The following is a 23,506-nucleotide window of genomic DNA, read 5'->3' on the forward strand; positions in this document are numbered from 1 at the left end:
GCCGAGCCGGCCCCGCCCCCGCGGTCCGGCCTACCGGAACGCGTCGATTCCGGTGAGCGCCTTGCCCAGCACCAGCTGGTGCATCTCCACGGTGCCCTCGTAGGTGAGCACCGACTCCAGGTTCGTCGCGTGCCGCATCACCGGGTACTCCAGCGAGATCCCGTTCGCCCCGAGGATCGTCCGGGCCGTGCGGCAGATCTCGATCGCCTCGCGCACGTTGTTGAGTTTGCCGAAGCTGACCTGCTCGGGACGCAGGCGGCCGGCGTCCATCCGCCGCCCCAGATGGTGGGCGAGCAGAATCCCCTTGTGCAGTTCCACCGCCATGTCGGCGAGTTTCGCCTGGGTGAGCTGGAAGCCGCCGATGGGCCGCCCGAACTGCTCCCGTGACTTCGCGTAGTCGACCGCCGCCTCGAAACAGCTCCGCGCGGCGCCCATCGCGCCCCACACGATCCCGTACCGCGCGTGCGACAGACAGCTCAGCGGGCCCTTCAGCCCGGTCACCTCCGGCAGCACCGCGTCGGCGGGCAGCCGCACGTCGTCCATGACCAGCTCACTGGTGACCGAGGCGCGCAGGGACCACTTGTGCTTGATCTCCGGCGCCGAGAAGCCGGGCGCGTCGGTGGGCACGGCGAAGCCGCGGATGCCGTCGTCGGTCTGCGCCCAGACGACCGCGACCCCGGCGACGGACCCGTTGGTGATCCACATCTTGCGGCCGTTGAGCACCCAGTCGGAACCGTCGCGCTTGGCGTAGGTACGCATCGAGCCGGGGTCGGAGCCGTGGTCGGGCTCGGTCAGGCCGAAGCAGCCGATGACCTCGCCGGCTGCCATCCGGGGCAGCCACTCCTGCTTCTGCTCCTCGCTGCCGAAACGGTGGATCGCGTACATGGCGAGGGAGCCCTGCACGGACACCAGGGAGCGGATGCCGGAGTCGGCCGCCTCCAGCTCCAGGCAGGCCAGCCCGTACTGCACCGCGCTCGCGCCCGCGCAGCCGTACCCGTCGAGGGACATGCCGAGCGCCCCGATCCCGCCGAGCTCCCGGGCCAGCTCCCGGATGCCGGGCAGCTCGCCCTTCTCGTACCAGTCCGCCACGTACGGCAGCACACGGTCCGCCGCCCAGCCGCGCACCGTGTCCCGGATCGCCAGGTCCTCCGGCTCCAGCAGGTCGTCGAGGCCGAGGGGGTCGGCGGGGTCGAACGCGGGCGGCTTCGCGGACGCGGCCATGGGTGCACCCTCCGGGGGCTGGTCATCCGATATCTCGACTAGCACTGCTAGTCAGGCTCGGCCCGACGTTACGACGAGCTCCCCCCGCCGTCCACCCCGGCACGGTTCCCGCTGCGCGGGCGGGCGCGCGGGGCGTGCGGCGGCGAACGCCGTTCCCGGGGCGCTCCGGGACGGGCGTGCCGGCCTCCGCCGCCCGGACTGCCTCGCACGGCGCACCGTCCCGGGCTCCCGGCTGACTCAGGTGCCGCACCGTCGTCGGCCTCCCGGCCCGTCCGCCGGCCCGCCGGCGCGGAAAGCCCTCGGGACTGCCGAGCACAGGGTGAGCGGGAAGGCCGCCGAGCCGCGCCGAGGGCCGCTCGGGCCCCCCTCGAGACCTCGTCGGCCTGGGGGATCAGACCTTCACGCCCGAGCCACGCGACCCCCGCTGCGCGGGCATCCGCGTGGGGGTGCCGCCGAGGCCCGGGCCGGGAGACGCCTCGGCGGTGGTCCCGGAAGCGGGGGCGGAGGGGTCCTTTCCCGGAGATGTCGCGGACTCGGGCCCGGAGGGGGCTGCGGAGCCGGCCTGGGCCGCAGACGCACCGGACGCGGGTCCGGAGAAGGTCTCCTCCGGGTCGCAGTGCATCAGGCGCGGCAGGCGCAGGGCCATCGCCGCGCCGGCGAGGAGCAGGCCCGCGCTGACCAGGAGCGTCACATGCAGACCGTGGACGAAGGAGTGGCGGGCGGCCAGCCGCAGCGCCTCACCCGCGGGACCGCCCAGGCGGGCCGCGACCTCGTACGCCTCGCCCAGCGAGTGCGCCGCCGCGGCGGACGCCGAGGCCGGCACCCCGGGGACCTCGGAGAGGCCGGGCGCGTAGGCCGCGTTCATCACGCTGCCGAGCAGCGCGATGCCGATGCCGGCGCCGAGCTGGTAGGACGTCTCGCCGATGGCCGCCGCCCCGCCGGCCTGGTCCTGCGGGGCCTCGCTGAGCATCGACTCGTACGCGCCGAACAGGGTGGTCTCCAGGCCGAAGCCGAGCAGCACGAAACCGCCGAGCAGCAGTGGCGCGTTGTCCTCGCCGCCCATGGCGGTCAGCAGCACCACCGCCCCGGCCGTGAGGCAGAAGCCGAGGGAGACCATGCGGCGCGGTCCGAACCGGCGCAGCATCCGGGCGCCCGCCAGGCCCGCGGCCATCGCCGCGAAGGTGAGCGGCACCAGCCGCAGCCCGGTCTCCAGCGGGGACAGTCCCAGCACGAGCTGGAGGTACTGCGCGGCGATCAGCTCGAGGCCCACCAGGGCGAGCATGGCCAGCACGATGCAGCCGACCGAGGTGCTGAACGCGGGCCGGGAGAACATCCGCAGGTCGAGCAGCGGGTGCTCGCGCCGCCGCTGCCGGCGGACGAACAGCACCAGCAGGACGATGCCCGCGGCCAGCGGCACCAGCGTGGCCGCGCCCAGTTCGCCCGCGCCGAGCCGCTTCACGCCGAGGACCACCGCGAACAGCCCGGCGGCGGCCGTGAGCGCGCCGGCCACGTCCCAGGGGCCCTTCCCGTCGCCCTTCGACTCGGGCAGCAGGATCCGCCCGACGGGCAGGCTGACCAGCATCAGCGGGATGTTGACCAGGAAGACCGAGCCCCACCAGAAGTGCTCCAGCAGGAAGCCGCCGAGCAGCGGTCCGACCGCGGCGCCCACGGCGGCGACGGCGCTCCAGACGCCGATGGCGAGCGCCCGCTCGCGGCGGTCGGGGAAGACCTGGCGCAGGATCGACAGCGTGGCCGGCATGATCATCGCGCCGCCGACGCCGAGCAGCGCCCGCGCCACGATCAGCAGGTGCGCGTCGTGCGCGAAGGCCGCCATGGCCGAGGCCACGCCGAACAGGGTGTAGCCGAGGAGGAGGACGCGTCTGCGGCCGATCCGGTCGCCCAGGGTGCCGAACAGGATCAGCAGCGAGGCGCAGACCAGCGGATAGGCGTCGACGATCCAGAGCAGTTCCACCGCGCCGGGCTTGAGGTCCTCGGTGACGGCGGGGACGGCCACGTGCAGCACGGTGGCGTCGACGGCGACCAGCAGCAGGCTGACGCAGAGGACGACGAGCACCACCCACCGGTTGGCACCGGCCCCGGCCGCCCGACGGCGCAGCGCGGCGGCCGTGGTCGTCCCGGACATGTACGTACCTCCCAGAAGTTCCCTCGCGGGTGCCGCGGGCTCACGGGGTGGGGGACTCCCCCGTGCCTCGGCCGGAGAGGAGCGGTCGTCCCCGGCCCGCGCGGCGAACGGCGAGTGACACGTCAGAGTACGCGAGGGAACGCTGAGGTCGAGTGGCGGGCCTCTCAACCCCGGGGCCGATCGGTGTGGCGTGCACCACGTCCTCCATGGGGGCCGAAGGCCGTCGCGGGCGGGCCGGTTCCGGGCCGGGTCGATAATCGGCGCGTGAACGATCTCGAGACGCGTGCCGCCGCGGCCCGCCCCGGAGCTCTTCGCCGGGCCGCCCCGGCGCTCCTCGGGTACGCCGCCGTGCGTGCCCTGGGCCTGGTCGTCCTGGCCCTGTGGAGCGAGGCGCGCGGCAAGAGCGCGTACACCTTGCTGACCGCCCGCTGGGACTCCCTCTGGTACACGAGGGTCGCGGAGCTGGGGTACGGCTACGAGGTGCGGCTGCCGGGCGGCGACGTGCACTCCAACCTGGCGTTCTTCCCGCTGCTGCCGTGGCTCGAGCGGCTGGCGGCGGCGGTGTCCCCGCTGTCGTACGCCGACGGGGGGTTCGTGGTGAGCCTGCTCGCCTCGCTCGCCGCGGCCTGGGGGATCTTCGCGGTGGCCGACCGTCTGTACGGGCGGCGGGCCGGGGTCTGCGCGGTGCTGCTGTGGGCGGTGCTGCCCGTCGGGATCGTGCAGTCGATGGCGTACAGCGAGTCGCTGTTCACGGCGCTGGCGGCCTGGGCGCTGTACGCCGTGCTCACGGAGCGCTGGGTGACGGCGGGCCTGCTGGCGGGACTGGCGGGGCTGACCCGGCCGGTGGGGCTCGCGGTGGTCGCGGCGGTGTGGGCGGCCGGGGCGGCCGCCTTCCTGCGGGAGCGCTCCGGCTCCTCCTTCGTGGGGGACGGCAGTACGGCGTCGGCGGGCGGCGCGCGCGGTGACGGCCACGCCGGTCCCCTGCCCGGCGCCCCGCGTACGGGCGCGCCCGACGGCGCTCCGTCATCGCCGCACGCCCCCGGAGTGCGCCTGCGCCGGGCGGCCGGAATGCTGCTCGCGCCCCTGGGGGCGGCCGGGTACGTCCTGTGGGTCGGCGAGCGGACCGGGGGCGGTCCGCTGGGCTATCTGAACGTGCAGGCCGGCTGGCGCAACGGCTTCGACGGCGGCTATGCCTTCGCCCTGTTCGTCGCCGGACGGTTCACGTCCTTCCCGTCGGCCCTCGCCGGGGCCGCGCTGGTGGCGGGCGTGGCCCTGGTGGTGTGGCTCTACGTCCTGTGCGTACGCCGGCGGCAGCCGCTCCCGCTGCTGGTCTACGCCGGCACGGTCACCGCGCTCGCCCTGTGCGCGTCGAGCTACTTCGGGTCGAAGCCGCGGCTGCTGATGCCGGCCTTCCCGCTGCTCCTGCCGCTCGCCGTGGCCCTGGCCCGGGCGCGGACGCGCCTGCTCGCGGCGGGTCTGGGGACGGCCGCGGCGGCCTCCGCGGCGTACGGGGCCTTCTGGCTGAACGGGTCGGGGCCGCCCTGACCGGGCCGCCCGGCCGGCCGGTGAGCGGCACGGGAATTCCGCGCGAGCCCTGGGTGAACCAATTCGGACGGCCGATAAACCGGGCGTACGACATGCCCAAAACAATTGCGCTCCGGGGTTCGGATTCGTCGCAAATAAAGGGCCCGTCTGAGAGGAATGCCACATCACATCGTCATCACAAAGCCGCTGAATCGTCGGGTCGGCACACTCACTCGCTGTAACGTCGATTGGGTGCGTACCGAACGGAGTCACACCCGTCTGGACCGGGTGTTCGCGAGGCTGGACCGTGAGCCGGAGCGTCCGGCGCACGTCGGCATGCCGCGAATGAGCCGGCACCGGATCGTGCTCCTCGGCGCGACCCTGGCCTTCTACGGGGCCATCGTGTGGGCCGTGGTGGCCACCTCCTGGCTGGTCCGTCTGGACTGGCAGGTCATGTTCTTCCGCCCCTACCAGCAGTGGCCGGAGCTGCACGCCTTCGTCGACTACTACGTGGTCCTGGGCCAGCGCGGCCCCACCGCCGTGATGGTCGCCGCCTGGCTGGGCTGGCGCTCCTGGCGGCAGCACACGCTGCGCCCGCTGCTCGCCCTCGGCGTCTCCCTGCTGCTGCTCAACATCACGGTGGGCGCCGCCAAGTACGGCATGGGGCGGCTCGGGCCGCACTACGCGACCGAGATCGGCTCGAACGAGATGTGGCTCGGCGGGGATATATTTCCGAGCGGTCACACCGCGAACGCCGTGGTGACCTGGGGAATCCTGGCCTATCTGGCCTCCACCCCGCGGGCCCGCCGCTGGCTTTCCGCACTGTCGGCCGTGACGTCCCTGGGCGTCGGGCTGTCCACCGTCTACATCGGCACCCACTGGCTGAGCGACGTCCTGCTGGGCTGGGCCGCGGGCCTGCTGATCCTGCTCGCGCTGCCGTGGTTCGAGCCGCTGATCGCGCGGGCCGAGGCGCGGATCCTGGCCGTACGGGACCGGCTGCGCGACCGCCGCAGGACCAAGGCGCGGGTGCCCGCCCCCGCCGGCCGCCCGGTCGTGGTCCGTCCGCTCTCCGAGCACGCCGCCGCCGCGGTGCACGAGCCGGTTCCCGCCGGACGCGCGGCCCGCTCGCCCGCCTACCTCGCACCCGGCCCGCACACCAGCCGCGCGGAGCGCTCCCCGGTGACGCCCGCGGGCAGCAGACGCCCGCAGCACACCGACCGCCACCCCCGCGTGTCTCAGCCCTTCCAGGCCCGCGCCACCCGGCCGTCCCTCACCTCGAAGTTCAGCCGGCCCACGCGGTACTCCATGGTGACGATCGTCCCCGGCGCCAGGGCCCGTACCGAGGACCAGCCGCGCTCGCGCGCGAGGTGCTCGGCCCGGTCGGCGGCGAGGCCGACATAGGCGTCCGGATGGTCGCTGGGTTCCGTGGGGGGTGTCGGAATGGGTGCCATGCGGCCACGCTATGCCCTGGCCCGGAAACGGGGAAGTCCGCGCCGGAAGACGCGTCCCGGGACCGACGCGGTCACACTTGTGTCACAGGATCACGACGGGGGCGTACGGGCGGCCGTCACCCGAAAGAGCGGTTCCGTACTCCGTTCGCCGTCATTCGACTGGAATTCCCGGGTGCCTTGCCGTCGCGCCGACAAACCCCGAAAGAATTGTGCCCCGTGAGGTATTCGGGAACGCCACCGCGGCACATTCCCGGGCGGGCGCGATCAGCCCGTGAAAGGGATGTGCACAAGAAATGCGCATTTTCGCCACAAGGCCCGCCGTGCCACGGCCGACGGACGGGCGAGGGCCCCTCCGCCGCCGGAGGGACCCTGGTGCCCGGACGAAGGGGGGCACCTCAGATGTCGAGCCGCTGCCCGGGCACGATCAGGTCGGGATCGTCGCCGATGACGTCCCTGTTGGCCGCGTAGAGCCGCCGCCAGTCTGTCCGGTGCCGGGCGGCGATCCCGCTCAGGGTGTCGCCGGGACGGACGGTGCAGTCGCCGCGGGAGGCGCTCCTGCCGGGGCGGGCGGAGGTGCGCCCGGGGGACGTCTGCGCCGTGGCCGGCTTCCGCTCTGCCGTCTTCCCGGGCGCGGGGTCCGCGGCGGGGGCGGGTCCCGACGCCCCGGCACGGGCGCCGCACACGGGCCAGGCGTTCCAGCCCTGGGCGTGCTGGACCTTGGCGGCGATCTCGATCTGCCGGCCCTTGCTCGCGCGGTCAGCCGTCGGGGCGTAGGCGGTGCCGCCGAAGGCGCGCCAGGTGGAGGCGGAGAACTGGAGCCCGCCGTAGTAGCCGTTGCCGGTGTTGATGTGCCAGTCGCCGCCGCTCTCGCACTGGGCGATGCGGTCCCACACCCCGCCGTCCGCGGCCGCGGCGCCGCCTGCGGCGGCGAGCAGTCCGAGCGGTGCGAGCAGGGCCGCGCCGGCCAGGACGGCCGCCGGACGGGCCCTGCGGGCGTGACGACGAGCGTTGTCGGCACATGCGGACATGGAGGTCCTTCCCCGAGGACCCGGGCTTCCCCCGGCGGTGCGCCGCCCGGCGCGTCGTGGGACACGCGGGCCGCGGCCGCCCCGTCCGACGGCGAGGTCGTACGAAGGGTGGTGCGTCGGTGGTGCGGTCGGCGGACGTGCCCGGGCAGTGCTCGTTGCACACGGCGGAGGAATGTAAGGAGCCGCCGGTGCGGAGATCAACCAACGGCCCGTCGTGCCTGGCCAGTGGGGACTTACCCGGGGTATCGGCGAATTTCGGCCACCCATTTCATTGCGCGATTTCCGGATTTGTCGACCACGGCACGGAGTGAGCTGTGAGGGACCTCACCCCGTCAAGCCCCTTGTACGTGCGGCAAGTTGACGTTGAGTGCCGGATTCCGCACCTGCCGTGACCCTGTGCGCTGGATGGTTCGATTCCGTTCGCCGTAAGGCGTGACTCCCGCCACAGATCGCCCGTTGTCTTCTTCATGAGCCGGGGATCCACCCGGACCACGGGCCGGGAGCCACCCGGCCTCGCCACGCACCGCATCCCGAGGGAGCCACCCGTGCCGCGCATGCTCGACGTCAGCGACGAGGTACGCGCCGAGATCGGCGACGAAGAAGCAGCCCGCCTGCTCGCCGGAGAGTCCGCCCCGGGCAGTTACGACTGCACCTCCTGTCGCACCCCGGGCGACTCGGAGCAGGAGCGCACCAGCACCGTCCTGTTCATCGGGGACGAGACCGCCGTACTGGCCTTCGCCCACGCCACCTGCCTGCCCTCGCAGGTCGTCCAGGTCACCGAGGAACAGCTCCAGGGCGCCGTGCGGTCGATCGGCGCCGTGGGCGGGGAGGCGCAGCAGCAGGTTCCGCAGGCGCAGCACACCCAGCAGGCGCCCCAGCAGCATCACCTCCAGCAGCCGCACCGGCCGACGCAGGCCCAGCAGCCTCCGAACCTGGTGCCCGAGCAGGCCGTGCTGGGGGTGACCAGCGGGCTGGTGCTGATCCAGAACGAACTGCACCCGGCGCTGGTGGTCGAGCCGACCGCCCCCATCGCCCGGCCCGGCACGCTGGGCTCCGGCGACGACTTCCTGCCACTGCTGATCGAGCAGGGCTTCATGCCGATGACCGAGATGTCCGCCGTGCCGCCGGTGCTGCACGGGTGGTCGGTGCTGCTCGCGGCGGGGCAGCTGCACGCCGTGCTCCAGCCGAACCCGAGCGGCGGCCGTCCGGTGGCCTGGTGGCAGGCGCATCAGCCGTTGCAGGTCACCGACGGGTGGCGGGCGGCGGCGAACAAGCACCAGCAGGTGCTCATGTTCGCCGCGCCGGTGGGGTCCATCGGGCGTCAGCCCCGGGAGGATCTGATGCGGGACGCGCTGGACAAGGCCGCGGCCAACGGGAAGCTGGTGGCTGCGGCGTTGCCGCTCGCGGGGATCTGAGGCCGGGGGCGCGTCCGGTGGTGCGTCGGCCGGCCGTGCGTGGGGGTTGAGCGCACGGTTCCCCGCGCCCCTGAAGGGGCGCTCGGGTCCCGGCGCGCTCCCAAGGATCCGGGGTGCGGCCTGCGAAAACTTGCGGTGGGCCGCATCCCTTGTGGCACGGGGTCGTTTGGAGATACGTGCACGCATATGACGCTCCCCGCCGCCAGTCCCTCGCCTCCGTCCCCGCACCCGTGCGCCCGGCGCAGGACTACCGGAGCGGCCACTCGGCCACGCCGATCTACGACGCTCTCTACGCCGAGTACGTCAAGTCCTTCCGTACGCTGCCGGGCGACCGCAGCGGCGAGGAGGACTGGGGCTTCACCGCCTTCGGGAACATCCCGCACAGTACGGGCGCGTACCGTGACCACAGTCCCGGATCGTTCGGCGCCTCCCTCCTGCGGCCCGCCGTCGAACCGCCCCAGTGGCAGCGCGTGGCCACGGTCCACCGCGGGACGAACGAGATGCACCATGTGCCGGCCGGGCTGCCCCCGGCCCCCCGCAGCGGCGTCTGACGGACATGGCGAAGGGGCGGTCCCGTGATCGGGACCGCCCCTTCGCCATGGACGGCTACTTCTTGCGTCCGCGCTTCTCTCGCACCCGCACCGAGATGTGGATCGGCGTGCCCTCGAAGCCGAACTCCTCACGCAGCCGGCGCTCGATGAAGCGGCGGTAGCCCGCCTCGATGAAGCCGGAGGCGAACAGCACGAACCGCGGCGGCCTGGTGCCGGCCTGGGTGCCGAACAGGATGCGCGGCTGCTTGCCGCCCCGCACCGGGTGCGGGTGGGCGGCGACCAGCTCGCCGAGGAAGGCGTTCAGGCGGCCCGTCGGGACCCGGGTCTCCCAGCCGGCGAGAGCCGTCTCGATCGCCGGGACCAGCTTCTCCATGTGCCGGCCGGTGCGCGCCGAGACGTTGACCCGGGGCGCCCAGGCGACCTGGCCGAGCTCCGTCTCGATCTCGCGCTCCAGGTAGTAGCGGCGCTCCTCGTCGAGGGTGTCCCACTTGTTGAAGGCGAGGACGAGCGCGCGGCCCGCCTCGACGGCCATGGTGACGATGCGCTGGTCCTGCACGGAGATGGACTCGGCGGCGTCGATGAGGACGACGGCCACCTCCGCCTTCTCGACGGCCGCGGCGGTGCGCAGCGAGGCGTAGTAGTCGGCGCCCTGCTGGAGGTGGACCCGCTTGCGGATGCCCGCCGTGTCGACGAACTTCCAGGTCTTGCCGCCCAGTTCGATCATCTCGTCGACCGGGTCGCGGGTGGTGCCGGCGAGTTCGTTGACGACGACCCGCTCCTCCCCCGCGACCTTGTTCAGCAGCGAGGACTTGCCGACGTTGGGCCTGCCGATGAGGGCGACGCGGCGGGGGCCGCCGACGGCCGTGCCGAAGGTCTGCGCGGGCGCCTCGGGCAGCACCTCGAGGACCTGGTCCAGCATGTCGCCGGTGCCGCGGCCGTGCAGCGCGGAGACCGGGTACGGCTCACCCAGGCCCAAGGACCACAGGTAGGCCGCGTCGGCCTCGCCGCTCGGGCCGTCCACCTTGTTGGCGCACAGCACGACCGGCTTGCCCGCCTTGCGCAGCAGGCGCACGACGGCCTCGTCGGTGTCGGTGGCGCCGACCTTGGCGTCCACCACGAAGACGACCGCGTCGGCGGCGTCGATGGCGTACTCGGCCTGGGCGGCGACGGAGGCGTCGATGCCGAGGACGTCCTGCTCCCAGCCGCCGGTGTCGACGACCTTGAAGCGGCGGCCCGCCCACTCGGCCTCGTAGGTGACCCGGTCGCGGGTGACGCCCGGCTTGTCCTCGACGACCGCCTCGCGGCGGCCGATGATCCGGTTCACCAGGGTCGACTTGCCGACATTGGGGCGGCCGACGACGGCGAGCACCGGGAGCGGGCCGTGGCCCGCCGCCTCGATGGCGCCCTCGACGTCCTCGAGGTCGAAGCCCTCCTCCGCGGCGAGCTCCATGAACTCCGCGAACTCGGCATCGCCCAGCGCCCCGTGATCGTGCTCGTGCGCAGCGTCGTGCGCGTCCGAGCCGCCGGGCTCGATGTGGTCGTTCATGAAGTCCGTACCTCGTCGTTCATCGTGGTGATCGGTGGAGCCCCGCGGGGCGGAGATCCACTACTCAAAGTGTCGCTCGGCGGCCGGTGAGACGCCTGGCGTTTTCCAGGTGAGCGGTGAGCTGCTTCTGGATGCGTGCCGTGGCCTCGTCGAGCGCCTTGCGCGTACGTCTCCCGCTGCCGTCGCCCGCGTCGAACGGGTCGCCGAAGACGACGTCGACGCGGGAGCGCAGCGGGGGCAGTGCCTTTATCAACCGGCCGGGCCGGTCGGAACTTCCCAGGACGGCCACCGGGACGATCGGCGCCCCGCTGCGGACCGCGAAGTACGCGAGCCCGGCGCGGATCGAGGCGAAGTCGCCCTCGCCGCGGGTGCCCTCGGGGAAGATGCCGAGGACGCCGCCCTGCTCCAGCACGCCCAGCGCCCGCGCGATGGCCGTGCGGTCGGTGGAGTGCCGGTCGACCTTGACCTGGCCGATGCCGGTCAGGAACGGGTCGAGGGGGCCGACGAACGCCTCCTTCTTGATCAGGAAGTGCGTCGGCCGGGGCGCCACGCCCATGACCATCGGGCCGTCTATGTTGTGCGAGTGGTTCACCGCGAGGATCGCCGGGCCGGCCGCGGGGACCCGCCAGGAGCCCAGCACCCGCGGCTTCCACAGCCCGTACATCAGGCCGACGCCGATGCGCCGCCCGACCTCGGCGCCCCGCTCGGTGGGAACGTCGGTCACTTCCCCGCCCGCTTCTCCTCGACGAGGGTGACGACGCACTCGACGACCTGCTGCAGGGTCAGGTCGGTGGTGTCCACCTCGACCGCGTCGTCGGCCTTGGCCAGGGGGGAGGTCTTGCGGCTGGAGTCGGCCGCGTCCCGCTTGACCAGGGCCTCGCGGGTGGTGTGCAGGTCGGCGCCCTTGAGCTCGCCGCTGCGGCGGGCGGCGCGCGCCTCCGGGGAGGCCGTGAGGAAGATCTTCAGGTCGGCGTCGGGGAGCACCGTGGTGCCGATGTCGCGGCCCTCGACGACGATGCCGGTGACGGCGGACGCGGCGATGGTCCGCTGCAGCTCCGTGATCCGGGCACGCACCTCGGGGACCGCGCTGACGGCGCTGACCTTGGAGGTGACGTCCTGCTCGCGGATCGGTCCGGCCACGTCCACGCCGTCGACGGTGATCGTCGGGTTCGCCGGGTCGGTGCCGGAGAGGATCTCGGGCTTGGCGGCCGCGGCGGCGACCGCGGACGGGTCCGCTATGTCGATGCCGTTGTTCACCATCCACCAGGTGATCGCCCGGTACTGGGCGCCGGTGTCCAGGTAGCTCAGGCCTAGCTGCGCCGCCACGGCCTTCGACGTGCTCGACTTGCCCGTGCCGGAGGGACCGTCGATGGCGACGATCACGGGCTTGGCGGCGCCGTTTTCCACGGAGGAACACCTTCCTGGTGCGGTGGGGTGGGGTGTGCGGGGCGTGGACACGCCCCGCACCAGATTACTGGCTCCCGGGAACCCCTCCGACATGCGGACGCCCTCCCCCGCCCGCGGGGACGGGCGGGGAGACGGGGGTCACTGCCGGATCGCCCAGCCCCGCTCCCGCAGCGCGGCCGTGAGGACGGGGGCGGCCTTGGGCTCGACCATGAGCTGGATGAGGCCGGCCTGCTGTCCGGTGGCGTGCTCGATGCGGACGTCCTCGATGTTGACCCCGGCGCGCTCGGCGTCGGCGAAGATGCGGGCGAGCTGGCCCGGCTGGTCGTCGATGAGCACGGCGACGGTCTCGTAGACGCGCGGGGCGGAGCCGTGCTTGCCGGGGACGCGGACCTGGCCGGCGTTGCCGCGGCGCAGCATGTCCTCGATGCCGGTGGCGCCCTCGCGGCGCTTGTGCTCGTCGGAGGACTCCAGGGCGCGCAGGGCGCGGACGGTCTCCTCCAGGTCGGCGGCGACGTCGGTGAGCAGGTCGGCGACCGGTCCGGGGTTGGCTGAGAGGATGTCGATCCACATCCGCGGGTCGGAGGCGGCGATCCGGGTCACGTCGCGGATGCCCTGCCCGCACAGCCGTACGGCGGCCTCGTCGGCGTTCTCCAGGCGGGCGGCGACCATGCTGGACACCAGGTGCGGCATGTGGGAGACGAGGGCCACGGCGCGGTCGTGGGCGTCGGCGTCCATGACGACCGGCACGGCACGGCAGTGCGACACCAGTTCCAGGGCGAGGTTGAGGACCTCGGTGTCGGTGTCGCGGGTGGGGGTGAGCACCCAGGGGCGGCCCTCGAAGAGGTCGCCGGTGGCGGCGAGCGGGCCGGACTTCTCCCGCCCGGACATGGGGTGGGTGCCGAGGTAGGGGGTGAGGTCGAGTCCGCGTGCCTGGAGCTCGCGGCGGGGGCCGCCCTTGACGCTGGCGACGTCGATGTAGCCGCGGGCGACGCCGCGCCGCATGGCGTCGGCCAGTACGTCGGCGACGTGCGCGGGCGGGGCGGCGACGACGGCGAGGTCCACGGGGCCTTCGGGCGCCTGGTCGGTGCCGGCGCCGAGGGCGGCGGCGGTGCGGGCCTGCTCGGGGTCGTGGTCGGCGAGGTGGACGGTGACGCCCCGCTGGGACAGGGCGAGGGCGGCGGACGTGCCGATCAGTCCGGTGCCGATGACGAGGGCGGTTCTCACTGGGCGATGTCCTTGCGGAGGGCGGCCGCGGCGCCGAGGTAGACGTGGGCGATGTCGGAGCGGGGCCGGTCCGACTCGATGTGCGCGAGGAGGCGGACGACGCGGGGCATGGCGCCCTCGATGTCGAGTTCCTGCGCGCAGATGAGGGGCACGTCGGCGATGCCCAGCTTGCGGGCGGCGGCGGCCGGGAAGTCGGAGTGCAGGTCGGGCGTCGCGGTGAACCAGATGCTGATCAGGTCGTCGGTGTGCAGTCCGTTGCGTTCCAGCACCTCGGTGAGCAGGGCTCCCACCCGCTCCTCCATGTGTCCGGCCTCGTCCCGTTCCAGCTGGACGGCCCCCCGGACCGCGCGTACCGCCACGACGATGCTCCTCGCTCACGTGCGTAAAGGCTGTTCGGTCGTCCAGCGTAGCCAGGAGCGGGCCGGGGCGGCGCGGGGCGCCCGCCCGGTGAGACGGGCGATATGCGTGATGGGTGACGTTGTGCCGGTTTTTACTTCTCCTGGGCGGTATTCGGTGTCAGGATGCGACGACGGCGATCCAGGGAGTGACGACATGACGACACGGGCGACGAGGCGGACCGTTCTGCTGGTCCCGGGAGCGGCGGCGCTGAGCGCGGGCTGCGGATCCGACGGTTACGGCGGGGGCGACACCTCCGCGGACACCTCGGCGGCGGAGGCGAGCCCCGGGCAGGAGCTCCTCCCGGCCGCAGACGTCCCGGTGGGCGGGGGGAAGATCCTCCCGGACGACAAGATCGTGGTCACCCAGCCCGAACAGGGGCGCTTCAAGGCGTTCTCCGCGATCTGCACGCACCAGCAATGCCTGGTCTCCGAGGTCGCGGACGGCACGATCAACTGTCCCTGCCACGGCAGCCGCTTCCGCGTCGCCGACGGTTCGGTGGCCCACGGCCCGGCGACCCGGCCGCTGCCCGAGGAGCGGATCACGGTGGACGGAAATACCATCCGCCGGGCGTGATCCGCCGCGTACGCTCCCGGGCATGCGCCCCGAGAGCCTGGTGACGGACCACACGATCTACGCCTGTGTCATGGGCTCGCGTGCCTTCGGTCTGGCCACGGAGGCCAGCGACACCGACCGCAGGGGCGTGTTCCTGGCGCCCACTCCCTTGTTCTGGCGCTTCGAGAAGCCGCCCACGCACGTCGAGGGGCCGGCCGATGAGCAGTTCAGCTGGGAACTGGAGCGCTTCTGCGAGCTGGCCCTGCGCGGCAATCCCAACATCCTGGAGTGCCTGCACTCCCCGCTCGTCGAGTACGCCGACGCCACCGGCCGCGAGCTGCTGGCGCTGCGCGACGCGTTCCTCTTCCGCGGGGTCCACGAGACGTTCGTCCGGTACGCCCACGGCCAGCGCCGCAAGCTGGACGCCGACGTCCGCACCCACGGCGCCCCGCGCTGGAAGCACGCCATGCACCTGCTCCGCCTGCTGATGACCGCCCGAGACCTGCTGCGCACGGGCGTCCTCACGGTGGACGTGGGCGACCGCCGCGAGGAGCTGCTGGAGGTGAAGCGCGGCAAGGTGCCGTGGCCCGAGGCGGAGGCCCGTATGAACCGCCTGGTCCGGGAGGCCGGGGAGGCGGCGGCCCACAGTCCGCTCCCCCAGGAGCCGGACCGGCGGCGGGTGGAGGACTTCCTCACCCGCACCCGCACCCGCCGCGCCTCGGCCCTCAGGGCCGCGTGACCGATCAGGGGCGGGCGTCCCAGAGCGTGCCCAGGGTCACCAGTTCGTCGCGGTACTCGATGCGGGACGCCCACTCGGCGGGCCAGGCGTCCGCGCCGAGGTAGGCGCCCGCGAAGGCCCCGGCGAGGCAGGCGATGGAGTCGGAGTCGCCGGAGGTGCAGGCGGCGCGGCGCAGGGCCGTCACCGGCTCGTCGACGAAGAGCAGGAAGCAGAGCAGGCCGGTCGCCAGGGCCTCCTCGGCGACCCAGCCCTCGCCGGTGGCCCTGCACGGGTCGGTCTCCGGCGAGACGGTCCGCACGGCCTCCTGGAGACGCCCCAGGATCTCCAGGCACTCGTCCCAGCCGCGCGCGATGAAGTGCTCCGGGGAGGCGTCCCCGGCGCGGGTCCACAGGTCGCCGAGCCAGGACTCGTGGTAGCGGGTGCGGTTCTCATAGGCATAGGAGCGCAAGAGGCCGATCAGGCCGGCCGGTTCGGCGCCCTCGGCGAGCAGCCGTACGGCGTGGGCGGTGAGGTCGGAGGCGGCGAGCGCGGTGGGGTGGCCGTGGGTGAGGGCGGACTGCAACTGGGCGGCGCCTGCACGCTGTGCGTCGGTGAGCCCGGGGGCCAGGCCGACGGGGGCGACGCGCATGTTGGCGCCGCAGCCCTTGGAGTGGATCTGGCTGGCGTCCTGCCAGGGGCGTTCGTCACCGGACAGCAGGTGGCAGGCGCGCAGGCAGGTGTTGCCGGGGGCGCGGTTGTTCTCCGGGGAGCGCCACCACTCCACGAACTCCTCGCGCACCGGCCGTTCGAGGCGCTTCGGGCCGAGCGTCCCCCGGTCCATGGCGGTGCGCAGGCCCCTCCCGAGGGCGAGGGTCATCTGCGTGTCGTCGGTGACGATCGCCGGCTCCGGCAGCTCCAGGGAGCGCCAGTCGCCGTACGTGGCGAGGATCGAGGGGACGTCCTTGAACTCGGTGGGGAAGCCCAGCGCGTCCCCCAGGGCGAGTCCGGTGAGCGCTCCGGTAGCGGCGCGTTTGGTGACGGTGGTCGTGGTCATGCGGGACGTCCTTCCGTGGTGGGCCGGAGCAGCGGCGGGTGGAGGGCGGCGGCGGGGCCCGCGCGGTAGAGCGCGGCGGGTTTGCCCCGGCCGCCGGTGAGGCGCGCGGCGCCGGGGACCGCTTCGACGAAGCCGGGGGTGGCGAGGACCTTGCGCCGGAAGTTGGGGCGGTCCAGGGCCGTGCCCCAGACGGTCTCGTAGACCTGCTGGAGCTCGCCCAGGGTGAACTCCGGCGGGCAGAAGGCGGTGGCGAGGCCCGTGTACTCGAGCTTGGCGCCGATCCGGTCCCGCGCGTCGGCGAGGATCCGGTCGTGGTCGAAGGCTAGGTCCCGGGCCGCCTCGCAGGGGGTCCAGCGGGCCTGGGCCGCGTCGCCGCCGCCGTGCGCCTCGGGGGCGTCGGGCAGCAGCGCGGCGAAGGCGACGGACACCACGCGCATGCGGGGGTCGCGGCCGGGTTCGCTGTAGGTGCGCAGCTGCTCCAGGTGCAGCCCGGTGACGTCGGTCAGACCGGTCTCCTCGCCCAGTTCGCGCCGGGCGGCGCGCTCCGCGGACTCGTCGGGCCGCAGGAAGCCTCCGGGAAGCGCCCAGCGGCCGGCGTACGGCTCCTGGCCGCGTTCGACGAGCAGGACGTGCAGCGCGGCCTCGCGGATCGTGAACACGGCGAGGTCGACGGTCACGGCGAAGGGCTCGAAGGCGTGCTTGTCGTAGCCGTCCACGACGACCGCCACCCCCTTTAATAGTCGGTGTGACTATTAAAGGGGGTGGTGGTGCGCAAGCACAAGGGTGCGGGGACCGGCCTAGAGGTCGACCTCCTTCATCAGCATGCCGACCTCGGTGTTCGACAGCCGCCGCAGCCAGCCCGACTTCTGGTCGCCCAGGGTGATCGGACCGAAGGCCGTGCGCACCAGCTTGTCGACCGGGAACCCGGCCTCCGCGAGCATGCGGCGCACGATGTGCTTGCGGCCCTCGTGCAGGGTCACCTCGACGAGGTAGTTCTTGCCGGTCTGCTCCACCACGCGGAAGTGGTCGGCGCGGGCGTACCCGTCCTCGAGCTGGATGCCGTCCTTGAGCCGCTTGCCCAGGTCGCGCGGGATGGGCCCGACGATGTGCGCGAGGTAGGTCTTCTTCACCCCGTACTTGGGGTGGGTCAGCCGGTGCGCCAGCTCGCCGTGGTTGGTGAGCAGGATGACGCCCTCGGTCTCGGTGTCGAGCCGGCCGACGTGGAAGAGCCGGGTCTCGCGGTTGGTGACGTAGTCACCGAGGCACTGGCGGCCCTCCGGGTCCTCCATGGTGGAGACGACGCCGGCGGGCTTGTTCAGCGAGAAGAACTGGTACGACTGCGTCGCCACGGTCAGGCCGTCGACCTTGACCTCGTCCTTCTCCGGGTCGACCCGCTTGCCCTGCTCCAGCACGATCTCGCCGTTGACCTCGACCCTCGCCTGGTCGATCAGTTCCTCGCAGGCGCGCCGCGAGCCGTAGCCGGCCCGGGCGAGCACCTTCTGCAGCCGCTCGCCCTCCTGCTCGGCGCCGGGGAAGGTCTTGGGCAGCTTGACGTCCTTCCTGCCCGCGTACCGCTCCCGGTTGCGCTCCTCGGCCCTCGCCTCGTACTCGCGGGACGTCGCCGGGACCGACCGGCCCCGCTGCAGGGGCTTCTTCGGCCCGCCCTTGGCGCCGCCGCGCGCCCCGGGGCCGCGACCCGACTTGGGTCCCTCCTGGGAGGCGCCGGGGCCCACGTCGTAGCGCCGCTCCTCCGGGCGCGGCTTCTTCGGACGGCCGCCCTGCCGGTCGTCACGGTTGTTGCCGGCGCCGCGGTGGTTACCGCGGCCACCGCCGCTCCCGCCGCGGCCGCCGCTGTTGCCACCACGGCTCCCGCCGTTGTTTCCGCTGCTGTTCCTGCCGCTGCTGCTTCGCATCAAAATTCCGTCTTGTCGTCTGCGTCCTCGGAATCCGGGGCGTCCGGATCGAACGACGGGACTCCTTCCAGTGTCTCGGCCTCGATCGCCTCCGCCTCCGGGAGGAAGGGCGCGAGCTCCGGGAGCTCGTCCAGACCGCGCAGGCCCATCCGCTCCAGGAAGTAGTTCGTCGTCGTGTACAGGATCGCACCTGTTTCGGGTTCCGTGCCCGCCTCCTCGATCAGACCCCGCTGGAGGAGGGTGCGCATCACGCCGTCGCAGTTGACCCCGCGCACCGCGGAGACCCTGCTGCGGCTGACAGGCTGGCGGTACGCGACGACCGCGAGGGTCTCCAGCGCGGCCTGGGTGAGGCGGGCCTGCTGGCCGTCCAGGACGAAGCCCTCGACGGCGGCGGCGTACTCGGGGCGGGTGTAGAAACGCCAGCCGCCGGCGACCCTGCGCAGCTCGAAGCCGCGGCCCTGCACGGTGTACTCGTCGGCCAGCTCCCGCAGGGCGTCGGCGACCTGCCGCTTCGGGCGCTCCAGGATCTTCGCCAGGTGCTCCTCGGTCGCGGGCTCGTCCACGACCATCAGCACGGCCTCGAGAGCCGGCTTCAGGTCGAGCTCCGCGACCCCGCCGGCCCCGGCCGGGGCGCCGCTCGTGTCCTCGCTCACGGTGTCCTCTCCTCCTGGGGCTGCTCGGGCGGCCGGTCGAACTCGTCGGTGACGGCGGGTACGGCGTCCCCGTCGCCGCCCGTCCAGCGCACGGTCAGCTCGCCAAGCGCGGTCTCCTGGTCGAGGGCGACGGCCTTCTCGCGGTACAGCTCCAGCAGGGCGAGGAAGCGGGCGACGACGGTCAGGATGTCGTCGGTGTCCTCGACGAGCGCCCGGAAGCCGGCCTCGCCCAGCTCCTTGAGCCGCGCGACGACGATCCCGGCCTGCTCCTGCACGCTGACCAGCGGCGCGTGGATGTGGTCGACGTACACCTGCGGCCTGGGCTTGGGCTGCATCGCCTTGACGGCCAGCTTGGCGAACCCCTCGGGCCCAATGCTGATGACCACGTCCGGCAGCAGCTCGGCGTGGTGCGGCTCCAGCCCGACGGTACGGGGGAACCGGCGCGCCTCGTCGTCCAGCCGCCGGCTGAAGATGTCGGCGATCTGCTTGTACGCGCGGTACTGCAGCAGCCGCGCGAACAGCAGGTCGCGCGCCTCCAGCAGGGCGAGGTCGCCCTCGTCCTCAACCTCGGCGGCGGGCAGCAGCCGGGCCGCCTTGAGGTCGAGCAAGGTGGCGGCGACGACAAGGAACTCGGTCGTCTCGTCCAGGTCCCAGTCCGGCCCCAGGGCCCGGATGTACGCCATGAACTCGTCGGTCACCTTGGACAGGGCGACCTCGGTGACGTCCAGCTTGTGCTTGGCGATCAGCTGCAGCAGCAGATCGAAGGGCCCCTCGAAGTTCGCCAGCCGGACCGTGAACCGCCCGTCCCCGGGGTCGCCCTCGCCGTCGGACGCCTCGCCCCCGGAGCCGCCGCCCTCCCGCGCACCGCCGGACGCGCCAGTGCGCGCGGCCCGCACGGCGGCGTCGGTCGCCTGGAAGGCACCGCGGGCGGCGCGACCGCGTCCGACGCGCCCGACGCGGCCGGCGACGCGCCGGGCGCGACGGGAGGCGTACCGGCATCCGCGGCCGGTGTCCGCGTGCTCGCCGGCGGCGGCGCCGAAGCGGTGGGTGCCGCGTCGGCGGGCCGGTGTCCCGCCTGCTCGCCGGCGGCACGGCCGCCGAAGCGTGGGTGCCGCGTCCGTGCTCGGCGGCTCAGCCCCGGCGCCGGCCGGCGGCCCGCTGATCAGCAGGCGCGCCGAGCGGCTCGTGAGTGACGCACCAGGGGCGCGTCTCCGCGTCGGCGGGCGCGGCTGGCGGCCGCCGGCTCGGGCCGGGCTCCGCTCTCCGGAGGCGGGACGTCCGCGGCGGGCGCCTCCGGTGTGACAGCGGCGCGGCCTCGGCCGAGGCGTCCTGCGCAGCACCCTCCCGGCGAGGGGAATCGCCGCGGACGCGGCCCAGGGGGCGGCGGCGTGGCCGGGGCGGCTGCGTCGTTCGAGGTCATGGCCCCCGCAGGCTACCGCTACCGTCCCCGCAGGCCGTCGTACGAGGATGCTGGCGTCCCCGCGGCTCTCCAGGTCCGCGAGGACCACGGCGACCGCCTCGCGGACGATGCGCCCGCGGTCGAACGGCGAGGCCGTGCTCGCCGCGCAGGACCAGGCGCGCGTGCTCGAGGTCCATCAGCTCCTCGGCGAGACGTACACGGTGATCTTCTCGTCGTGCCGTTCGCGGCCGCTGGCCGCCGTGGCGGCGTCCCCGCTTGCGCGGGGCCCGCGGCGGCCGGCCGTCCGCGGACGCCGGCGCACGCCGTGCGCCGCCCCGACTGCGGACTCCCCGGCCTCGCGGGCTCCACGTCCGCCGCGGCGTGCTCCGCGCCCTCGCCGTCCCGCCCTGCACGGGCACCGACTGCGGCGCGTCCTCGTGGGCGGCCGCGGCCGCGTCCCCCTCCCCCGCGGGGGCGGGGACCCGGGCGTCGCCGGCGGCGCGCCTGGGGGTGGACGCCTGCAGCGCCATCCCCCCTGTCGTACGGAAGAGTTCGTCGGCCCCCGGCAGACTCACTCGGCGTGACACCGGGCGAGCACCTCCCTGGCGAGCTGACGGTAGGCGGCGGCGCCGACGGAGTTGGACGCGTACGTGGTGATCGGCTCACCGGCGACCGTGGTCTCCGGGAAGCGGACCGTGCGTCCGATGACGGTGTGGTAGACGTGGTCGTCGAACGCCTCGACCACCCGCGCGAGCACCTCACGGCTGTGCACCGTGCGCGAGTCGTACATGGTGGCGAGGATCCCGTCGAGCTCCAGCTCCGGGTTGAGCCGCTCCTGGACCTTCTCGATCGTCTCGGTCAGCAGGGCGACACCGCGCAGCGCGAAGAACTCGCACTCCAGCGGCACGATCACCTTGTGCGCGGCGGTCAGCGCGTTGACGGTGAGCAGGCCGAGCGAGGGCTGACAGTCGATCACGATGTAGTCGTAGTCGTCCATCAGCGGCTTCAGCGCCCGCTGCAGCGTCGACTCGCGCGCGACCTCGCTCACCAGCTGCACCTCGGCCGCCGACAGGTCGATGTTGCTGGGCAGCAGGTCCATGTTGGGGACCGCAGTCTTCAGCAGCACCTCGTCGGCCGCCATGCCCCGCTCCATGAGCAGGTTGTAGACGGTGAGGTCGAGCTCCATCGGGTTGACGCCGAGTCCGACCGACAGCGCGCCCTGCGGGTCGAAGTCCACGAGCAGCACCCGGCGTCCGTACTCCGCGAGCGCGGCGCCCAGGTTGATGGTCGACGTGGTCTTGCCGACGCCGCCCTTCTGGTTGCACATCGCGATGATCTTCGCGGGGCCGTGGTCGGTCAGCGGGCCCGGGATCGGGAAGTACGGCAGCGGGCGTCCGGTCGGGCCGATGCGCTCACGGCGCTGGCGTGCCGCGTCGGGCGCGAGCGTGGCCGCGTACTCCGGATCGGGCTCGTACTCGGCGTCGGGGTCGTAGAAGTGCCCCTCGGGCAGTTCGTCGTAGTCGGCGAAATGGTTGTGGGGCGCGCCACTTCCGTCGCCGGCCATGGCGTTCACGTGATGGCCATCCATGCTCTGGTGTGCTGGGTGAGTCACTCCTGGAGTTGCGTGACTCTGGTGGGCTGCGAAGGTGCGCACAGCGACGGAGCCGACAGCAGCGAATCCCGCGGACCCCTGGCCCGGCGCAGGCATTCCTGGTTGACCACCCCCGGGAGTAAATGTCGACTCATTCACAAGTCGTCTTACCTCCTTGGTGACCAGGAAACTTCTAGACAGGTCAGCGTGGCACCATGCCGACGGTTGGCGACTCTATGGCGTGTCGGCCGTCCGCAGCAACACAATCCGCCGGACCCGGCACGATGTGTCGGTAATGAAACACGCCTCTGTCAAGGGCGTACAGCCGTCGCACGGCAGGATTCACAGGTGTACGAATCGGTAGAACGGTTACGTTCGAGGCGAGTTGTCCCTGAATCAGGACGTGACCATACACACATCTGGCCGAACCTTGGCATCCAAGGTCCGGCCAGGTGCGAGAGGTTGACGCCCCGAGTTGACGTATCGCCTTGACGAGTCCGTGACTTGGTCGACTTGGCGTCGTGCGCGGGTCAGCCGAGCAGCGAGGCGAGCTCCACGTGCTCGAGACCGTGCGCCTCGGCGACCTCCTTGTAAACGACCTTGCCGTCATGGGTGTTGAGACCCTTGGCGAGCGCCGGGTCGCGGCGCAGCGCCTCCACCCAGCCGCGGTTGGCGAGTTCGACGATGTACGGCAGCGTCGCGTTGGTCAGCGCGTAGGTCGAGGTGTTGGGCACCGCGCCGGGCATGTTGGCGACGCAGTAGAAGACCGACTCGTGGACCTTGAAGGTCGGCTCGGCGTGCGTGGTGGGACGGGAGTCCTCGAAGCAGCCGCCCTGGTCGATCGCGATGTCGACAAGGACACTTCCGGCCTTCATCCGGGAGACCAGCTCGTTGGTGACCAGCTTCGGCGCCTTGGCGCCCGGCACCAGCACGGCGCCGATCACGAGGTCGGCCTCCAGGCAGGCCTTCTCCAGCTCGAAGGCGTTGGAGACGACGGTCTGGATGCGTGTGCCGAAGACCTTGTCGGCCTCCTTGAGCTTGTTGATGTCCTTGTCGAGCAGGGTCACGTGGAAGCCCATGCCGATGGCGATCTGCGCGGCGTTCCAGCCGGAGACGCCGGCGCCGATGACGACCGCGCGGCCGGCGAGCACGCCGGGGACGCCGCCGGGCAGCACGCCGCGGCCGCCGTGGGCGCGCATCAGGTGGTAGGCGCCGACCTGGGTGGAGAGCCGGCCCGCGACCTCGGACATCGGGGCGAGCAGCGGCAGTGCGCGGCCGGGCAGCTCGACGGTCTCGTAGGCGATGGCGGTGGTGCCGGACTCCAGCAGGGCGTCCGTGCACTCCTTGGACGCGGCCAGGTGCAGGTAGGTGAAGAGCGTCTGGTCCTTGCGCAGGCGGTGGTACTCCTCCGCGACCGGCTCCTTGACCTTGAGCAGCAGGTCGGCGGCGGCCCAGACCTCGTCGGCGGTGTCCAGGATCTGGCCGCCCGCGGCGATGTACTCGCCGTCCGGGATCGAGGAGCCGACACCGGCGCCGCGCTCGATGACGACCTGGTGGCCGTGGCGCACGAGCTCGTGCACGCCGGCGGGGGTGATGGCCACCCGGAACTCGTTGTTCTTGACCTCGCGGGGGATGCCGACCTTCACGTCGATCACGGTCCTTGGCTCAGAGGGTATGGGGATACAACTACACATACCCGGGCACGCACGGGCACACC

Annotated in this window: 21 protein-coding genes and 2 pseudogenes; 6 read left to right on the top strand and 17 right to left on the bottom strand. The window is 72.9% G+C overall.

All coding sequences use genetic code 11. The annotated features are described in order from the left end of the window. Nucleotides 1-30: 30 nt before the first annotated feature. On the bottom strand, nt 31-1,221 hold the full coding sequence (locus tag AY578_RS06610; RefSeq protein ID WP_019522797.1) for an acyl-CoA dehydrogenase family protein: 1,191 nt from the start codon (nt 1,219-1,221) through the stop codon (nt 31-33). Between the two features lie 391 nt (nt 1,222-1,612). After that, nucleotides 1,613-3,364: an MFS transporter gene (locus AY578_RS06615; RefSeq protein WP_019522798.1), complete on the bottom strand. Its 1,752-nt coding sequence runs from the start codon at nt 3,362-3,364 to the stop codon at nt 1,613-1,615. Nucleotides 3,365-3,628: 264 nt separating this feature from the next. On the opposite strand from AY578_RS06615, the gene AY578_RS06620 reads away from it, so the two are divergent. Both AY578_RS06620 and AY578_RS34015 read left to right on the top strand, forming a co-directional pair. Further along, entirely contained in the window at nt 3,629-4,909 is a 1,281-nt protein-coding gene (locus tag AY578_RS06620) for a glycosyltransferase family 39 protein (RefSeq protein WP_019522799.1), read from the top strand. 231 nt (nt 4,910-5,140) lie between these two features. Then, nucleotides 5,141-6,130: pseudogene (locus AY578_RS34015) on the top strand (phosphatase PAP2 family protein); the annotation flags it as partial. Here AY578_RS34015 and AY578_RS06630 read toward each other — a convergent pair. After that, nucleotides 6,124-6,339: an I78 family peptidase inhibitor gene (locus AY578_RS06630; RefSeq protein ID WP_019522801.1), complete on the bottom strand. Its 216-nt coding sequence runs from the start codon at nt 6,337-6,339 to the stop codon at nt 6,124-6,126. The pseudogene AY578_RS34015 and the gene AY578_RS06630 sit on opposite strands and share 7 nt — an antisense overlap. Nucleotides 6,340-6,734: 395 nt before the next feature. Then, nucleotides 6,735-7,367: a LysM peptidoglycan-binding domain-containing protein gene (locus tag AY578_RS06635; RefSeq protein WP_161231020.1), complete on the bottom strand. Its 633-nt coding sequence runs from the start codon at nt 7,365-7,367 to the stop codon at nt 6,735-6,737. Nucleotides 7,368-7,912: 545 nt separating this feature from the next. Here AY578_RS06635 and AY578_RS06640 point away from each other — a divergent pair. Together AY578_RS06640 and AY578_RS06645 are read left to right on the top strand one after the other, a co-directional pair. Then, nucleotides 7,913-8,782, top strand: a complete 870-nt coding sequence (locus AY578_RS06640; RefSeq protein ID WP_019522802.1) for a DUF8842 C-terminal domain-containing protein — start codon at nt 7,913-7,915, stop codon at nt 8,780-8,782. A 176-nt stretch (nt 8,783-8,958) separates the two neighbouring features. Beyond that, the gene (locus AY578_RS06645) at nt 8,959-9,333 is read left to right on the top strand and encodes a hypothetical protein (protein WP_028961892.1); all 375 of its coding nucleotides are present in this window, start codon (nt 8,959-8,961) and stop codon (nt 9,331-9,333) included. A 55-nt stretch (nt 9,334-9,388) separates the two neighbouring features. Here the strand turns inward: AY578_RS06645 and der are convergent, their stop codons facing one another. From der to aroH, 5 genes are all read right to left on the bottom strand, one after another. Further along, complete coding sequence (gene der, locus AY578_RS06650; RefSeq protein ID WP_019522804.1) at nt 9,389-10,879, bottom strand: ribosome biogenesis GTPase Der; 1,491 nt, start codon at nt 10,877-10,879, stop codon at nt 9,389-9,391. Between the two features lie 64 nt (nt 10,880-10,943). Beyond that, on the bottom strand, nt 10,944-11,603 hold the full coding sequence (locus tag AY578_RS06655) for a lysophospholipid acyltransferase family protein (protein ID WP_136237702.1): 660 nt from the start codon (nt 11,601-11,603) through the stop codon (nt 10,944-10,946). Then, complete coding sequence (gene cmk / locus AY578_RS06660; protein WP_019522806.1) at nt 11,600-12,286, bottom strand: (d)CMP kinase; 687 nt, start codon at nt 12,284-12,286, stop codon at nt 11,600-11,602. The genes AY578_RS06655 and cmk overlap by 4 nt, the downstream gene beginning before the upstream one ends. A gap of 138 nt (nt 12,287-12,424) precedes the next feature. Then, entirely contained in the window at nt 12,425-13,510 is a 1,086-nt protein-coding gene (locus AY578_RS06665; RefSeq protein ID WP_019522807.1) for a prephenate dehydrogenase, read from the bottom strand. Next, on the bottom strand, nt 13,507-13,869 hold the full coding sequence (gene aroH / locus AY578_RS06670) for a chorismate mutase (protein ID WP_019522808.1): 363 nt from the start codon (nt 13,867-13,869) through the stop codon (nt 13,507-13,509). The genes AY578_RS06665 and aroH overlap by 4 nt, the downstream gene beginning before the upstream one ends. Before the next feature lie 193 nt (nt 13,870-14,062). Between aroH and AY578_RS06675 the strand changes: the two genes are divergently transcribed. Both AY578_RS06675 and AY578_RS06680 read left to right on the top strand, forming a co-directional pair. Then, complete coding sequence (locus tag AY578_RS06675) at nt 14,063-14,482, top strand: Rieske (2Fe-2S) protein (RefSeq protein WP_019522809.1); 420 nt, start codon at nt 14,063-14,065, stop codon at nt 14,480-14,482. 22 nt (nt 14,483-14,504) lie between these two features. Beyond that, a complete protein-coding gene (locus AY578_RS06680; RefSeq protein ID WP_215048307.1) occupies nt 14,505-15,200 on the top strand; it encodes a nucleotidyltransferase domain-containing protein in 696 nt (231 codons plus the stop codon). A gap of 4 nt (nt 15,201-15,204) precedes the next feature. Here AY578_RS06680 and AY578_RS06685 read toward each other — a convergent pair whose 3' ends face one another. From AY578_RS06685 to ald, 8 genes and pseudogenes are all read right to left on the bottom strand, one after another. Continuing rightward, complete coding sequence (locus tag AY578_RS06685) at nt 15,205-16,233, bottom strand: ADP-ribosylglycohydrolase family protein (protein ID WP_019522811.1); 1,029 nt, start codon at nt 16,231-16,233, stop codon at nt 15,205-15,207. After that, nucleotides 16,230-16,949, bottom strand: a complete 720-nt coding sequence (locus AY578_RS06690) for an NUDIX hydrolase (protein ID WP_026243506.1) — start codon at nt 16,947-16,949, stop codon at nt 16,230-16,232. Before AY578_RS06690 ends, AY578_RS06685 begins: the two co-directional genes overlap by 4 nt. An 81-nt stretch (nt 16,950-17,030) precedes the next feature. Continuing rightward, entirely contained in the window at nt 17,031-18,146 is a 1,116-nt protein-coding gene (locus AY578_RS06695; RefSeq protein ID WP_019522813.1) for a pseudouridine synthase, read from the bottom strand. Next, on the bottom strand, nt 18,146-18,799 hold the full coding sequence (scpB, locus tag AY578_RS06700) for an SMC-Scp complex subunit ScpB (protein ID WP_019522814.1): 654 nt from the start codon (nt 18,797-18,799) through the stop codon (nt 18,146-18,148). Before scpB ends, AY578_RS06695 begins: the two co-directional genes overlap by 1 nt. Next, nucleotides 18,796-19,695 (bottom strand): segregation and condensation protein A, encoded by a 900-nt coding sequence (locus tag AY578_RS06705; RefSeq protein WP_106432446.1) that lies wholly within the window; start codon nt 19,693-19,695, stop codon nt 18,796-18,798. The genes scpB and AY578_RS06705 overlap by 4 nt, the downstream gene beginning before the upstream one ends. A 549-nt stretch (nt 19,696-20,244) precedes the next feature. After that, nucleotides 20,245-20,728: pseudogene (locus tag AY578_RS34020) on the bottom strand (hypothetical protein); the annotation flags it as partial. A gap of 41 nt (nt 20,729-20,769) precedes the next feature. Next, nucleotides 20,770-21,906, bottom strand: coding sequence for a ParA family protein (locus tag AY578_RS06710; RefSeq protein WP_078492773.1), 1,137 nt, complete (start codon nt 21,904-21,906; stop codon nt 20,770-20,772). 413 nt (nt 21,907-22,319) lie between these two features. Next, entirely contained in the window at nt 22,320-23,444 is a 1,125-nt protein-coding gene (gene ald / locus AY578_RS06715; protein ID WP_019522818.1) for an alanine dehydrogenase, read from the bottom strand. Between the last annotated feature and the right edge of the window lie 62 nt (nt 23,445-23,506).

This window comes from Streptomyces thermocarboxydus (assembly GCF_024760485.1).
Classification (GTDB): domain Bacteria; phylum Actinomycetota; class Actinomycetes; order Streptomycetales; family Streptomycetaceae; genus Streptomyces; species Streptomyces cellulosae.

What these genes read in the sequence shown, in the direction of transcription:
- AY578_RS06610 (WP_019522797.1), bottom strand. Translation starts at nt 1,221, where the DNA reads ATGGCCGCGTCCGCGAAGCCGCCCGCGTTCGACCCCGCCGACCCCCTC.
- AY578_RS06615 (WP_019522798.1), bottom strand. Translation starts at nt 3,364, where the DNA reads ATGTCCGGGACGACCACGGCCGCCGCGCTGCGCCGTCGGGCGGCCGGG.
- AY578_RS06630 (WP_019522801.1), bottom strand. Translation starts at nt 6,339, where the DNA reads ATGGCACCCATTCCGACACCCCCCACGGAACCCAGCGACCATCCGGAC.
- AY578_RS06635 (WP_161231020.1), bottom strand. Translation starts at nt 7,367, where the DNA reads ATGTCCGCATGTGCCGACAACGCTCGTCGTCACGCCCGCAGGGCCCGT.
- der (WP_019522804.1), bottom strand. Translation starts at nt 10,879, where the DNA reads ATGAACGACCACATCGAGCCCGGCGGCTCGGACGCGCACGACGCTGCG.
- AY578_RS06675 (WP_019522809.1), top strand. Translation starts at nt 14,063, where the DNA reads ATGACGACACGGGCGACGAGGCGGACCGTTCTGCTGGTCCCGGGAGCG.
- AY578_RS06680 (WP_215048307.1), top strand. Translation starts at nt 14,505, where the DNA reads ATGCGCCCCGAGAGCCTGGTGACGGACCACACGATCTACGCCTGTGTC.
- AY578_RS06685 (WP_019522811.1), bottom strand. Translation starts at nt 16,233, where the DNA reads ATGACCACGACCACCGTCACCAAACGCGCCGCTACCGGAGCGCTCACC.
- AY578_RS06695 (WP_019522813.1), bottom strand. Translation starts at nt 18,146, where the DNA reads ATGCGAAGCAGCAGCGGCAGGAACAGCAGCGGAAACAACGGCGGGAGC.
- AY578_RS06710 (WP_078492773.1), bottom strand. Translation starts at nt 21,906, where the DNA reads ATGCCTGCGCCGGGCCAGGGGTCCGCGGGATTCGCTGCTGTCGGCTCC.